This is a genomic window from Duganella sp. OV510, assembly GCF_900100205.1.
Lineage (GTDB): Bacteria > Pseudomonadota > Gammaproteobacteria > Burkholderiales > Burkholderiaceae_D > Rugamonas.
Map to the genome: position 1 here is coordinate 318,982 of NZ_FNEQ01000001.1, position 14,052 is coordinate 333,033.

General features: G+C 62.9%; 13 protein-coding genes. 1 reads left to right on the forward strand and 12 read right to left on the reverse strand.

Annotation, left to right across the window (positions count from 1 at the left end; translation table 11 throughout):
* Positions 1-25: 25 nt before the first annotated feature.
* From BLS51_RS01560 to ppsA, 4 genes are all read right to left on the reverse strand, one after another.
* Positions 26-433 (reverse strand): DUF4259 domain-containing protein, encoded by a 408-nt coding sequence (locus BLS51_RS01560; RefSeq protein ID WP_090179409.1) that lies wholly within the window; start codon positions 431-433, stop codon positions 26-28.
* Positions 434-437: 4 nt separating this feature from the next.
* The gene (locus tag BLS51_RS01565) at positions 438-1,373 is read right to left on the reverse strand and encodes an SPFH domain-containing protein (RefSeq protein WP_090179405.1); all 936 of its coding nucleotides are present in this window, start codon (positions 1,371-1,373) and stop codon (positions 438-440) included.
* A 22-nt stretch (positions 1,374-1,395) separates the two neighbouring features.
* Complete coding sequence (locus BLS51_RS01570; protein ID WP_090179402.1) at positions 1,396-1,818, reverse strand: NfeD family protein; 423 nt, start codon at positions 1,816-1,818, stop codon at positions 1,396-1,398.
* Positions 1,819-1,904: 86 nt separating this feature from the next.
* On the reverse strand, positions 1,905-4,334 hold the full coding sequence (ppsA, locus tag BLS51_RS01575) for a phosphoenolpyruvate synthase (RefSeq protein WP_090179397.1): 2,430 nt from the start codon (positions 4,332-4,334) through the stop codon (positions 1,905-1,907).
* A 156-nt stretch (positions 4,335-4,490) separates the two neighbouring features.
* Between ppsA and BLS51_RS01580 the strand changes: the two genes are divergently transcribed.
* Positions 4,491-5,339: a posphoenolpyruvate synthetase regulatory kinase/phosphorylase PpsR gene (locus tag BLS51_RS01580; protein WP_090179394.1), complete on the forward strand. Its 849-nt coding sequence runs from the start codon at positions 4,491-4,493 to the stop codon at positions 5,337-5,339.
* Between the two features lie 16 nt (positions 5,340-5,355).
* Here the strand turns inward: BLS51_RS01580 and BLS51_RS01585 are convergent, their stop codons facing one another.
* The 8 genes from BLS51_RS01585 to lpxD form a co-directional block, all read right to left on the reverse strand.
* Positions 5,356-7,749 carry a catalase gene (locus tag BLS51_RS01585; RefSeq protein ID WP_090179391.1) on the reverse strand — a complete coding sequence of 798 codons (2,394 nt, stop codon included), beginning with the start codon at positions 7,747-7,749 and terminating at the stop codon, positions 5,356-5,358.
* Positions 7,750-7,883: 134 nt separating this feature from the next.
* Positions 7,884-9,083, reverse strand: a complete 1,200-nt coding sequence (locus BLS51_RS01590) for an EAL domain-containing response regulator (protein ID WP_090179388.1) — start codon at positions 9,081-9,083, stop codon at positions 7,884-7,886.
* Positions 9,084-9,103: 20 nt separating this feature from the next.
* A complete protein-coding gene (locus BLS51_RS01595) occupies positions 9,104-9,889 on the reverse strand; it encodes a TrmH family RNA methyltransferase (protein WP_090179384.1) in 786 nt (261 codons plus the stop codon).
* Entirely contained in the window at positions 9,886-10,506 is a 621-nt protein-coding gene (gene rnhB / locus BLS51_RS01600) for a ribonuclease HII (protein WP_090179380.1), read from the reverse strand. The genes BLS51_RS01595 and rnhB overlap by 4 nt, the downstream gene beginning before the upstream one ends.
* A complete protein-coding gene (lpxB, locus tag BLS51_RS01605) occupies positions 10,503-11,711 on the reverse strand; it encodes a lipid-A-disaccharide synthase (protein WP_090179377.1) in 1,209 nt (402 codons plus the stop codon). Before lpxB ends, rnhB begins: the two co-directional genes overlap by 4 nt.
* A gap of 1 nt (position 11,712) precedes the next feature.
* On the reverse strand, positions 11,713-12,504 hold the full coding sequence (gene lpxA, locus BLS51_RS01610) for an acyl-ACP--UDP-N-acetylglucosamine O-acyltransferase (protein WP_090179374.1): 792 nt from the start codon (positions 12,502-12,504) through the stop codon (positions 11,713-11,715).
* 2 nt (positions 12,505-12,506) lie between these two features.
* On the reverse strand, positions 12,507-12,995 hold the full coding sequence (fabZ, locus tag BLS51_RS01615; protein WP_090179371.1) for a 3-hydroxyacyl-ACP dehydratase FabZ: 489 nt from the start codon (positions 12,993-12,995) through the stop codon (positions 12,507-12,509).
* Positions 12,992-14,047 (reverse strand): UDP-3-O-(3-hydroxymyristoyl)glucosamine N-acyltransferase, encoded by a 1,056-nt coding sequence (lpxD, locus tag BLS51_RS01620; protein ID WP_090179367.1) that lies wholly within the window; start codon positions 14,045-14,047, stop codon positions 12,992-12,994. The genes fabZ and lpxD overlap by 4 nt, the downstream gene beginning before the upstream one ends.
* Positions 14,048-14,052: the final 5 nt, after the last annotated feature.

Genomic DNA, 14,052 nt, shown 5'->3' on the forward strand with positions numbered 1-14,052 from the left:
CGTTTGGCAGAACTGACCCCGGGTTTTAGAGGCGGGAGCGGAGGTCGGCGACGGCGGCTTGCCAGTCGTTGTAGTGCTCGCTTTCTTGCCAGAGTTGGCGCAGTTCGCTGTCGGTGGCGAGGATGCGGTCGAGGGCGCGGGCGGCCTTGTCGGCCAGGTCGGCGCGCGGCTTGGCTTTGGGCTTGCGCGCGGCGACCCATTCGTCGACGGCGGCGCTGTCTTCCGTCGCTGGCCCGCCCTTGCCTTGCAGGCGCGCCAGCACTTCGATCGCTACCAGGGCCTCGGCGGCGAACGGGGCTTCCAGTTCGCCGGCCGCTTCCAGCACCGTGTTGAGGGTGTCTTCCACCGCATCCAGATTGCTCGTTTCGTGCAGGTCTTCCGCCCAGTCTTGTGCGTAGTCGTTGCCGAAGGCGTCTACCGCCCAGGTGCCCATACTTTTACTCCTTGATGATTTTGCCTTGCGTTTTGACGACCTGCATCGCGGTCGCAATCAGGCCGCTCATGTCGCCCAGATTGGCCGGTATGATAATCGAATTGTTGGTCTTCGCCAGCTGACCGAAGGCGCCGACGTATTGCTCGGCCACTTTCAGGTTCATGGCCTCGTCGCCACCCGGCTCGCGCAGCGCGGCGCCGACCTGGCGCAGCGCCGACGCATTCGCTTCCGCCAGCGCGACAATCGCTGCCGCCTGCCCTTGCGCGCGGTTGATGGCGGCCTGCTTGTCGCCTTCCGAACGGGCAATCTGCGCTTCACGCTCGCCGCTGGCGATGTTGATCTGTTCCTGCTTGCGGCCTTCCGAGGCGGCGATCAGCGCGCGCTTTTCCCGCTCGGCGGTGATCTGCGCCTGCATCGCGTGCAGGATTTCCTTCGGCGGCGTCAAATCCTTGATCTCGTAACGCAGCACCTTCACGCCCCAGTTGGCGGCCGATTCGTCGATCGCGTTGACGATGGCGGTGTTGATATGCTCCCGTTCTTCAAACGTTTTGTCCAGCTCCATGCGGCCGATGACGGAACGCAGCGTGGTCTGCGCCAGCTGCGTAATCGCGGCGATGTAGTTGGACGAGCCATACGAGGCGCGCATGGCGTCGGTGATCTGGAAGTACAGGATGCCGTCCACCTGCAGCTGCGTGTTGTCGCGCGTGATGCAGACCTGCGGCGGCACATCCAGCGGGATCTCCTTCAACACGTGTTTGTAGGCGATGCGGTCGACAAACGGGATCACGATGTTCAGGCCAGGTCCCAGCGTCGCGTGGTATTTACCCAGGCGCTCGACCACCCACGCATGCTGCTGCGGCACCACGTTGATCGTCTTGAAGACGAACACCAGCGCCAATATAAACAGGATGAAGGTGACGTTACCGATACTGATATCCATGGAATTCTCCGTAGTTGTTGATTTATGCCGCCACGATCAGGCGGCTGCCGCGTACTTCGCGGATGGTGTAGGCGCCCGGTGCGGCAATGCCGCCCGGCGCCAGTTCGACGTCCCACAGCGCGCCGCGATACATCACGCGCGCCGCATTGTCCTGCCACGCGGGGACGTGGACGGTCTGGCCGATGTCGAGATTCACGTTGGGATCGCGCTCCGCCTGCACGCGCTGTTGCGCGCGTCCGTAGCCGCTGCGGCGCAGCGCCACCGTGGCGGCCACGCCGACCAGCGCCGCCACCAGCAATTGCAGCGCCGGGCCGAAGCCGAGCAAGGCCGCCGCGCCGCCCGCCGCCATGCCGATGGCGATCATCAGCAGGTAGAAGGTGCCAACGAACAGCTCCAGTATCACTGTCACGCCGGCAGCCGCCAGCCAGTAGCTCCAGTCAGTCATTATGGTCTCCTCTTCGAATGCAAAAACCCTCGCATCCCGTCATGGGACGCGAGGGTTTCATTTATACCACTTCCAGCGTGCTTTGATTACTTTTGCAGGCTGGCCAGCTTTTGCCAGGTGTCGATCACCGAATCAGGATTCAGCGACATCGATTCAATGCCCTGCTCCATCAGCCACGCCGCGAAGTCCGGGTGGTCCGACGGCCCCTGGCCGCAAATGCCGATGTACTTGCCCTGCGCACGACATGCCTGGATCGCCTGCGACAGCAGCGCCTTGACGGCGTCGTCGCGTTCGTCGAAGTCGGCCGCCAGCAGCGCCATGCCGGAATCGCGGTCCAGGCCCAGCGTCAGCTGGGTCAGGTCGTTGGAACCGATCGAGAAGCCGTCGAAGTGCTCCAGGAAGCGCTCTGCCAGAATCGCGTTGGATGGCACTTCGCACATCATGATCAGGCGCAGACCGTTCTCGCCGCGTACCAGGCCGTTCTTGCCCAGCAGGCCCACCACCTTCTCGGCCTGGCCCAGCGTGCGCACGAACGGCACCATGATTTCGACGTTGGTCAGGCCCATGTCGTTACGCACGCGCTTCATCGCTGCGCATTCCATTTCGAATGCGCCGGCGAAGTCCTCTGCCAGGTAACGGGCAGCGCCGCGGAAGCCCAGCATCGGGTTTTCCTCGTCCGGCTCGTAGCGCGAACCGCCGATCAGCTTCTTGTACTCGTTGGACTTGAAGTCCGACAGGCGCACGATCACTGGTTTCGGCCAGAATGCGGCAGCGATGGTGGCGATGCCTTCCGCCAGCTTGTCGACGTAGAACGCGCGTGGCGATGCGTGACCGCGCGCCACCGATTCCACGGCCTTCTTCAGGTCCGCGTCGATGTTCGGATATTCCAGGATCGCTTTCGGGTGCACACCAATATTGTTATTGATGATGAACTCCAGACGCGCCAGGCCGACGCCGCCATTCGGCACCGCCTGGAAGTCGAACGCCAGCTGTGGATTACCCACGTTCAGCATGATCTTGGTCGGCAGCTTGGGCAGCTCGCCGCGCGAGACTTCCGAAATTTCGGTTTCCAGCAGGCCGTCGTAGATCTTGCCTTCATCGCCTTCAGCGCAGGACACGGTGACGAAAGTGCCGTCCTTCAGTACGTCGGTCGCGTCGCCGCAGCCGACCACCGCCGGCACGCCCAGTTCACGCGCGATGATCGCCGCGTGGCAGGTACGGCCGCCACGGTTGGTGACGATGGCGGAAGCGCGCTTCATCACCGGTTCCCAGTTAGGGTCGGTCATGTCGGCCACCAGCACGTCGCCAGGCTGCACGCGCTCCATTTCCGATGGGTCGTGAATCACGCGCACCGGACCGGCGCCGATCTTCTGACCGATGGCGCGGCCGGAAGCCAGCACGGTGCCGCTGGACTTCAGCTTGAAGCGCTGCTGCACGTCGGTCGGCTTCTGCTGCGACTTCACGGTTTCCGGACGCGCCTGCAGGATGTACAGCTTGCCGTCGCGGCCATCTTTGCCCCACTCGATGTCCATCGGACGGCCGTAGTGGTTTTCGATGATGACGGCGTACTTGGCCAGCTCCACCACTTCCTCGTCATTCAGCGAGTAGCGGTTGCGCAGTTCCACCGGCACGTCCACGGTCTTCACCGAGCGGCCAGCCTTGGCTTCGTTGGTGAATTCCATCTTCAGCAGCTTGGAACCGATGTTGCGGCGGATGACAGGCGATTTGCCTTTTTCCAGCATCGGCTTGTGGACGTAGAATTCGTCCGGATTCACCGCGCCCTGCACCACGGTCTCACCCAGGCCGTAGCTGGAGGTGACAAACACCACGTCCTTGAAGCCGGACTCGGTATCGATGGTGAACATGACACCGGCGGCGCCCAGGTCCGAGCGCACCATGCGCTGCACGCCAGCCGACAATGCTACTTCAGCGTGGGTGAAGCCTTTGTGCACACGATAGGAGATCGCGCGGTCGTTGTACAGCGAGGCGAACACGTGCTTCATCGCGTCCAGTACGTTGTCGATGCCGACCACGTTGAGGAAGGTTTCCTGCTGACCGGCAAACGAGGCGTCCGGCAAGTCTTCGGCGGTGGCCGACGAGCGCACGGCAAACGACATTTCGGTCGACGAATCGGCCACCAGTTTTTCGTAGAAGGTATGGATTTCGGCTTCCAGGCGGGGCTGGAATGGCGTGTCGACGATCCACTGGCGAATTTCGGCGCCGGCTTGCGCCAGCGAGCGAACGTCGTCAATGTTCAGGTCCGCCAGGCGGTCGGCGATACGCTCGGCCAGCGACTTGCCGCCAGCTTCGCTGTACGACAGGAAGTCGCGGAATGCCTGGGCGGTGGTGGCAAAGCCACCCGGCACACGCACGCCGGCGCCGGCCAGCTGACTGATCATCTCGCCGAGCGACGCGTTCTTGCCGCCGACGGATTCAACATCCGTCATTCGCAAGTTTTCAAACGAGGCAACGTAGACTGCTTCGTTGTTTTGCTCCTTCAATGCTGCGTTGGACATAAAAACACCTTTTTGATGATAGAAATCTTTCCGGCGGTGGGCAGACTCATATTCTTGCTTATTCTGGTGGTCGTGCCGCACAATGCATCCTGTTGGCGCACATTCTACAGCCTGTGGCCCGAATTGACGATTCACAATAGGATACTTGCACTAAACATGACACAAGAACAACGCCCTCCCTTGCCTTCGGCAGCGCGCACGGTCTTTTTTGTTTCCGACGGCACCGGCATTACCGCTGAAACCTTTGGCCATTCCGTGCTGACCCAGTTTGAATTGCGCTTCCGCCAGGTACGGCTGCCATTCATCGATACGCTGGACAAGGCGCACGATGCATTGCGCAAGATCAATGAGGCGTTTGCGTCCGACGGTCACCGTCCGATCGTCTTTTCAACGCTGGTGCATACCGAACTGTCTGATGTCATACGGCAATGCAAAGGCATGTATATGGACATGTTCCAGACTTTTGTTGCCCCTCTGGAACAAGAGCTGGGTGTGAAGTCGACCCATACCATCGGCCGTTCGCACAATATCGTCGATAGCGAGGAGTACAAGAACCGCATCGAGGCGATCAATTTCTCGCTGGCGCATGATGATGGGCAGTCGCACAAGAATCTGGCGTCGGCCGATGTGATCCTGGTGGGCGTGTCGCGCTCGGGCAAGACGCCGACCAGTTTGTATCTGGCCATGCAGTATGGGATCAAGGCGGCCAACTATCCGCTGATACCGGACGACTTCGAGCGCGGCAAGCTGCCGTCGTCGCTGTATGAGTTCAAGTCGAAGATTTTTGGGCTGACCATCACGCCGGAGCGCCTGACCGAGATCCGCAATGAGCGGCGCGCCGGCAGCAAGTATGCGTCGCTGGAGAATTGCCGCTATGAGGTGAATGAGGCAGAGGCAATGATGAAGCGCGAGGGCATACGCTGGCTGTCGTCGACCACCAAGTCGATTGAGGAGATTTCGACCACCATCCTGCAAGAGATCAAGCCGGACCGGCGCGAGTACTGAACCCGCGCCATGCGGGTCAGACGCGTGGCGGATCCGTTTCGCGGGCATAGACTCTGTGCTGCGCCAGCACCGCTTTAAACGCCGCCAGCCCTTGCACTGCCTCGCCGGGTTCAACGATGATGATACCCGGATCTGGCAAGCCTTGCGGCAGCTTGCGCGGTATCCTGGCGGCCTTCAGCAGCTCGGCGCCGCCGCCGATCGCCAGCAGCGGTTTGCCATGCCGGTACTGTAGCTTGACGAATTCCATCGCCAGCGCATCCGCCGCCGGCGCCAGCACCACCACACCGTCCCACAGCACCGACGGTCCTGTCTCAAAACTGATCTCCACATCCAGCGCCGCATCGGTGGCCGATTCCAGCGCTCCGATGCGTGCGCCGACCAGGCGCGGCACAGCGCCATCATCCAGCAGCGATGCATATAGCTTGCGCACCAGCGCCCCCTCCACGCCTGGAGCCACCACGACGGCTACACGCCGCGTACGGATGCCGGTCACACCCGGCCGCGCAAACAGCGACAGCGACGGCGACGCCATGTAATCATACGGCGGCTGCCCGCTCGCCAGCGGCAACGGCGGCGGCACCGCCATCCCCAGTCCCTCGGCCACGCCAGCCGCCAGCGCCGGATCGATATTCACCAGCAGCGCCAGCGTGCGGCTACGTATTGCCGGCGTCTGCACGCGCGTCAGTTCGAAGCGGAAGGCGTTGATGATATGCCGCTGCTCGGTCAGGCTCTGGCTGATCCAGAACAGACGCGCCTGCGCGTAGTGATCGGCAAACAGTTCCGGCTTGCCACGCACCTCATTGCCCTGCGACGGCTCCGGCACGCTGACAAAACCGCGCGCACCGGCCTGGAACGGACAGCCGCCGGCCAGAGAATTCGGCTCGTAGTTGACGCGGCCGCGATTGATCTGCTGGCGGTGCAAGCCGTCGCGCTGGTTGTTGTGGATCTGCGCCAGCGGCGTGTTGATCGGAATCTCGTGGAAGTTCGGCCCGCCCAGCCGGGAGATCTGCGTATCGATGTACGAATGCAGCCGTCCTTGCAGCAGCGGGTCGTTGGTGAAATCGATGCCCGGCACCACATGCGCCGCGCAAAACGCCACCTGCTCGGTCTCGCCAAAGAAATAGTCCGGATTGCGGTCCAGTACCAGCTTGCCGACCGTGCGCACCGCCACCATTTCCTCCGGCACGATCTTGGTCGGATCGAGGATATCGAAGGGGAATTGCGCTGCCTGTTCTTCGCTGAAGATTTGCAGGCCCAGCTCCCACTCGGGGAACGCGCCGGCATCGATGGCCTCCCACAGATCGCGCCGATGGTAGTCGGGATCGGCGCCGGCCAGCCGCACCGCTTCGTCCCACACCAGCGAATGCGTGCCGGCCAGCGGCGTCCAGTGGAATTTGCAGAACACCGAGGCGCCGCTGGCGTTCACCAGCCGGAAGGAATGCACGCCGAAGCCCTGCATCATCCGGTAGCTGCGCGGAATGGCGCGGTCGGAGGTGTGCCACAGCAGCATGTGGGCGATTTCGGGACTCAGCGAGGCGAAGTCCCAGAAGGTATCGTGCGCGCTGGAGGCTTGCGGCATGGCGTGATGCGGCTCCGGCTTCACCGCATGCACCAGGTCCGGGAACTTCATCGCATCCTGAATGAAGAACACCGGGATATTATTCCCTACCAGGTCCCAGTTGCCTTCCTCGGTATAGAACTTGGTGGCGAAGCCGCGCACATCGCGCACGGTGTCGGCCGAGCCGCGCTCTCCTGCCACGGTCGAAAAACGCACGAAGACTGGCGTGCGCTTGCCCTTGGCGGCGAACGGCGCGGCGCGCGTGATGGCGCGCAGGTCGCAGTAGCTTTCGAAATAGCCGTGTGCCGCCGAGCCGCGCGCGTGCACCACGCGTTCCGGGATGCGTTCATGGTCGAAATGGGTGATCTTCTCGCGCAGGATGAAGTCTTCCATCAGCGTCGGGCCGCGCAGGCCGGCTTTCAGCGAGTTCTGGTTATCGGCGACAGGGACGCCCTGGTTGGTGGTCAACTCACGGCCGGTATCGTCGGCGCGCACCCGATCCAGCGGGCGGTTGATGGCGTTGTCGCCGATCTCCGGCTCGCCATCGCCGACCTTGGGTGACGCAATGGTCTCAGTGCTGGTGCTGGCGGTGACCAGCGGCGATGGCGGCGCGTGCGTCTCGCCGACGTGCGGCGTGTAGGCCGCTTCGCCATACTCCAGCGGCTTGCTGGAATTGAAAGGCATCCCGGCGGCCAGGATATCGTCGCCGGTATTCTTTTCCAGCAGCTGGTCGGCAATCGGATTCGGCGGCCCAAGACGCGCGGGCCGTGGCGGCGCGGCCGGTCCGGCGACCGTGCTCAGAATCGATCCGGCGCCGTCCACCGCGCCGCCGTTGGATTTACGTTTAGCCATACCGACCTCCTAAATTAGATAGAGGTCGAGTGTGCGATCGTTAGCGCTGAGTGTGTTTGATCAAGCGCAAATCCGGTGTCAGGTCTGACTTTGGTACATGAGCTCGTGTGCGAATGTCAGACCTGACACCGGTTTTAGAAGAAATGCTGCCAGTCGGCCAGCCAGATGGGGAAGTCTTCGACCGGCATCGGCTTGGCGATGTAGTAGCCCTGGGCGTAGGTGCAGCCCAGGCTTTGCAGGAAATCCCAATCCTGCTTGGTTTCGACGCCGACGGCGACCGATCGTCGGTCCAGCGAGCGCGCCAGGCCGAGGCAGGAGCGCAGCACCGTGCCGATCGCCGAGCGCTTGGAGGCGCCGTCGACGAAGCTGCGGTCGATCTTCAGCTCCGAAAACGGAATCCGCGCCAGCAGTTGCAGGTTGCTGCGCCCGGTGCCGTAGTCATCGATCGCCAGCCCGAAGCCGGCCATCCGCAGCCGCAGCAGGCGTTCGAGGAAGTGCGGATCGGTGCTGAGCACCGCCGATTCCGTCATTTCAAACGTGATGTAGTCGGCCATGATGCGATGCCGCTCCAGGCAGGCCGCAATCTGCTCCATGAACTGCGGGTGCGCCAGCGTGCTCTGGTCGACGTTGATCGAGACCGAGATCGGCACGCCCTGCTCATGCAGCTTGCGGCAGGCGGCCACCGATTTTTCTATCATGGTCCAGTCGAGGTAATCGACCCGCTGCGCCGTCTCCAGTGCCGGCATGAAGGACGCCGGCCCCAGCACGCCATGCAGCGGATGCCGCCATCGCGCAAACATCTCCAGTCCTTTGACCTGACCGGTCTCCAGTTCGATTTTAGGCTGGAAGAAGGGATCGAATTCGCGGTTCTGCAAGCCCTGCCCCACTTTGGAGAAAGACAAGGTGGGCGCCGCTTCATGCATGCCACGCGCTTCAGCCGGCGGTACATAGTTGTGAATCAACGCCACCAGCCGGCTGCCGATCACCGGCTTGCCGATGGCGCCCAATACATTCACGCCATAGGCCACCGCCATCGTCTCCACCGAGAACAGCACCGCATTGGATTGCGCACCAACGATGATGACGCCGGCCTTGCAGCGCGCTTCACCCAGCCGCCGTATCAGCTCCAGCGCATCCATGCCCGGCAGCGCCAGGTCGATGATGGCGATATCCACCACCGGCGTGATGCCGGCGCTGAAATGGCGCAACGCCGTATGCCCATCGGGAGCTTGGGTGATCTTGCCCACGCCCACGTGCACGAGGATGTCGGCCAGCGCGTGCCGTTGTACCTGATCCCCTTCGGCTACCAGAAAGTGCAACTGCGCGATGTCCATGACCGCCTCCAGTGTGTGCTTTAAGTGTGATTCTGCCTGACTTGCTCGAAAAAGCATACTGCCGCACAGGCGGCGACGTTCAACGATTCTACCTGTCCCAGATGCGGGATCACGACTTTGTGCGTGGCCTGCGACAGCAGGTCGTCCGCAACGCCCTGCCCCTCATGACCGAAGATCCACGCCACCGGCTGGCGTAAGTCGATCTCGTACAGCTTTTGTGCCGCGTAGCCGCTGGTGGCCAGCGTTGGCACGCTTGCAGAGCGCACCAGCTCCGACAGGTCGACATTCTCAAAGATATCCAGCACGAAGTGCGCGCCCATCGCCGCCCGCAGCACCTTCGGCGACCAGCAGAACGCCGTGCCGCTGCTGCAATAGACTTGCTGGATGCCTGCCGCCGCCGCGCTGCGCAGGATGGAGCCGACGTTGCCCGGGTCCTGGACACCGTCCAGCAGCACCGCCGACACGCTGAGCGGCGCCGTTACCGAACGTTCCGGCGTATCGATCAGGAACATCACGCCAATGCCGTTTTCGACCTGGCTGATGCCGTTGTACAGCGCATCCGGCAAGGCCAGTACATGCGCGCGCTGCGCTTCCAGCTGGCCAACGATGTCCATCACTTCAGCGTTATGCAGCGAGCTTTCGCTGACCACGCACTGCTCCGGCATGCCGCGCAGTTGCAGGTAAGATTGGCAGAGGTGCACGCCGTCCAGCAGCGTGCGGCCGGCCTTGCGGCGCGCCTGCTGGCTGCCGGCCAGCTTGACCAGTTCCTTGTATTGCGCATTGTCGCGCGAGGTGATGGTTTTCACAGGTTCACCTCCAGCAGCGCGCGCACCGGCGCGAACGAGCGGCGATGCACCGGCGACGGGCCGTGTTCGCGCAGGCGCTCCAGGTGCAGTGCCGTGCCGTAGCCTTTGTGCTGGTCGAAGCAGTATTGCGGATAGCGTGCGTGCAGCGACACCAGTGCGGCGTCGCGCGCGGTCTTGGCGAGGATGGAGGCGGCCGAGATGGCGTCCACCTTGTCATCGCCACCGATCACCGCAATGCTCTGGATCTTCATGACCGGGCAGCGGTTGCCGTCGATCAGGGCCAACGTCGGCACGGTGCTCAGTGCTTCGACCGCGCGGCGCATCGCCAGCATCGACGCTTGCAGGATATTCAGCTTGTCGATTTCTTCTTCCGACGCTTCGGCAATGGCCCACGCCAGCGCGTGCTGCCTGATCAGCGGCGCAAGCATGTCGCGCTTGGCCTCGGTGAGTTTCTTCGAGTCGCGCAGGCCTTCGATGGGACGCGAGACGTCGAGGATGACGGCGGCCGCAAACACCGGGCCGGCCAGCGGGCCGCGCCCTGCCTCGTCCACGCCGCAGATGATTTCATCCGGCGAGTCTGGCAGGTCATCGAACAGGCCTAGGTTTTGATTCTTCACTTGGTTCTTTCAATTACTTGTAGCACGGCGGCTGCGCTTTCCGCTGCGCTGTTACGCAGCAGACTGTGATGCATGTCGGTGAAACGCTGCGTCAGGCGCTGGCGATGCGGCGCGTCGCTCAGCTGCTTCCACATCGCCTCGGCCAGTGCTTCGGCGCTGGCCGCGTGCTGCAGCAGCTCCGGCACCAGGAATTCGCGCGCCAGGATGTTCGGCAGTCCTATCCATGGCTGGTAGCCGAAGTGGCGCAGGATCTGCCACTCCAGCTCCATCATCTTGTAAGCGATGACCATCGGCTTCTTGAACAGCGCCACTTCCAGCGACGCCGTGCCGGAGGCCACCATCACCGCTTCAGCGGCGGCGATCGCGGTGTGCGACTGGCCATCCAGCAGCTGGATCTCGACATCCTGCAAGCCGGCTTGCGCCAGCAGTTCCAGGAAGTAGGCGCGCTGGCGTTCACCGGCCATCGGCACCACGAAGCGCAGCGTGCTGTCGCGCTGCTTCAGCAGCCTGGCCGCCTGCACGAAGGCGACCGTGTTGTACTTGAGCTCAGACATGCGGCTGCCCGGCATGATGGTGACCACGTTGGCATCTTCCGGCAAGCCAAGCTGACGGCGTGCGCTAGCCACGTCCGGCGTCAGCGGAATCAGCTCGGCCAGCGGGTGGCCGACATAGCTGACCGGCACGCCGGCCTGCTTGTATATTGCTTCTTCAAACGGGAAGATCACCAGCATGTGCGACACAGCGCGCTGGATCTTCTTGATGCGGCCACCGCGCCAGGCCCAGATCTGCGGCCCGATGTAGTGCACGGTGGGGATGCCGGCCGCCTTCAGCTGCTCTTCCAGGCCAAGGTTAAAGCCTGGATAGTCGGCGCCGATGAAGACCGCCGGACGCTCGGCCAGCAACTGGTCGCGCAGCGCGCTCTGGACGCCTTTCAGTTCGCGATAGCGCATCAACACAGGCAGCAGACCGCGCACGGTCAGCTGGTCCATCGGCCAGTGCGACTCGAAGCCCTGGGCCATCATCTGCGGCCCGCCGATGCCATGGAAGCGCGCGTCCGGCAGATGCGGACGCAGGCCGGAAAGCAAACGAGCCGCCAGCATGTCGCCGGACGGCTCGCCTGCCACCAGGGCCAGGGACAGCGGCCTGCCGGCCGCCGCGTCCCGCCTCGTGCCATCGGCACCGGGCTGCGCGGCGTGCGGCGCCATGTTATCGGACAATGCCACGGCTTGCCGTATCAAGGAACTCGCGCATGGCGCGCATGTGCAGCGCCACGTCGGCCGGCACGGCCGCTTCTTCAGCGATCAGCGCCGCCTTGGCTTCTTCCAGCGTCAGGCCGGAGCGGTAGATGATCTTGTACGCGGCGCGGATACCGTTGATCTGCTCGCGCGTGAAACCACGGCGTTTCAAACCTTCGATGTTGACGCCATGCGCCGCCGCCGGATTACCGTTCAACAGCACAAACGGCGGCACATCCTGCGTCAGCGAAGTGCTCATGCCGACAAACGCGTGCGCACCAATCTTGCAGAACTGGTGCACATTGGCGAAGCCGCTCATGATCACGTAATCGCCGATTTCGACGTGGCCGGCGATCTGCGCGTTATTCGAGAAGATCGTATTGCTGCCCACCACGCAGTCATGCGCCAGGTGGACGTAAGCCGAAATCCAGTTATCGTTGCCCAGCGACGTCACGCCCTTGTCCTGCACCGTGCCGGTGTTGAAGGTGCAAAATTCGCGGATGGTGTTGCGGTCGCCGATGGTCAAACGGGTTGGCTCGCCGTTCCACTTCTTGTCCTGCGGCGCGGCGCCGATCGACGAGAACTGGAAAAACTTGTTGTCGCTGCCGATGCTGGTGTGACCTTCGATGACCACGTGCGGACCCACCACCGTGCCGGAGCCGATGCGAACGTTCGGGCCGATCACCGAGTACGGGCCGACTTCGACGCTGTCATGCAGCTCGGCCTTGCTGTCGACGACGGCAGTGGCGTGTATCTTGGCCATGATTACTGTCCTGCGGCTGGCTGCGAAGCGTCGGCAGCGTTACGGATGGTGCACATCAGGTCTGCTTCCACGGCAGTCTGGCCGTCGACCGAGCCGACCGCCTTGTATTTCCAGATGCCGCGCGAGACGCGCACGATTTCGATATCCATTTTCAGCTGATCGCCAGGACCGACCGGGCGCTTGAAGCGCGCGTTGTCGATGCCGACAAAGTACACCACCGAGTTCTCGTCCGGCTTGATGCCCATGGTCTTGAACGACAGCAGCGCGGCGGTCTGCGCCATCGCTTCGATCATCAGTACACCCGGCATCACCGGCTTGTGCGGGAAGTGGCCGTTGAAGAATTCTTCGTTGACGGTCACGTTCTTGATGGCGGTGATGGACTTGTTCTCTTCATACGAGAGCACGCGGTCGACCAGCAGCAGCGGATAGCGGTGCGGCAGGTAGGACTTGATCTCGCAGATGTCCATCGTCTTGTTTTCAGTAGTGGTCATGATTCGTTATTCTCTGTTTTGGTCTTGATGATTTTTTCCAGTGCGCGGATTTTATCGCGCATGGACGACAAGTTGCGCACGATGACGGCCGATTTTTCCCAGTCGGCGTTTTTCGCCAACGGGTAGAAGCCGGTGTACTGGCCCGGCTCCAGGATCGAACGCGACACCATCGAGCCGGAGCCGACGTGCACCTTGTCGACGATGCTCAGGTGGCCCAGCACCATGGCGGCGCCGCCGAAGGTACAGTATTTGCCTATCTTCGCGCTGCCGGCCACGCCGACGCAGCCGGCCATCGCCGTATGCGCGCCGATGTGGCAGTTATGGCCGATCTGGATCTGGTTATCCAGCTTGACGCCGTCTTCGATAATCGTATCCGCCAGCGCGCCACGGTCGATGGTGGTGTTGGCGCCGATGTCCACATCGTCGCCGATCATCACGCGGCCGGTTTGCGGAATCTTGATGTAGACGCCGCCCTCGTTGGCAAAGCCGAAACCGTCGGTGCCGATCACCGCGCCGGAATGGATGATGCCACGCGCGCCGATCTGGCAATACGCATGGAACGTGACGTTGGCGAACAATTTGGTGGCATCGCCGATCACCGCCTCGCGGCCGATGAAGCAGCCGGCGCCAATCACGGCGTGCTCGCCGATCACCGCGCCGTCTTCCACCACCGCGCGCGCGCCGATATGCGCCGAAGGCGCCACCTGCGCCGTCTCCGCCACCACGGCGGTCGGATGCACGCCAGCCGCCGGCACGATGGCCGTCAGCGACTCAAAATACTGCGCCGCGCGGGCGAAATACACATAGGGATTCGGGACGACGATGCGCGCGCCAGTGTAACCGGCGGCGATAAAAGCGTCATCGGCGGCCGACACAATCAGTGCCGCCGCCTGGCTCTGCAGCGCCTGAGCGCGCAGCTTGCTATTGCTGAGAAAGCTGATGTGCGAAACGCCGGCATCCGCCAGGGGCGCGATCCCGGATACTTCCAGGTTCGCGTCGCCCACCAGCTGTCCGCCCAAGCGTTCGACCAATGCTCCTAGTCGAGTGCCCATCGGGT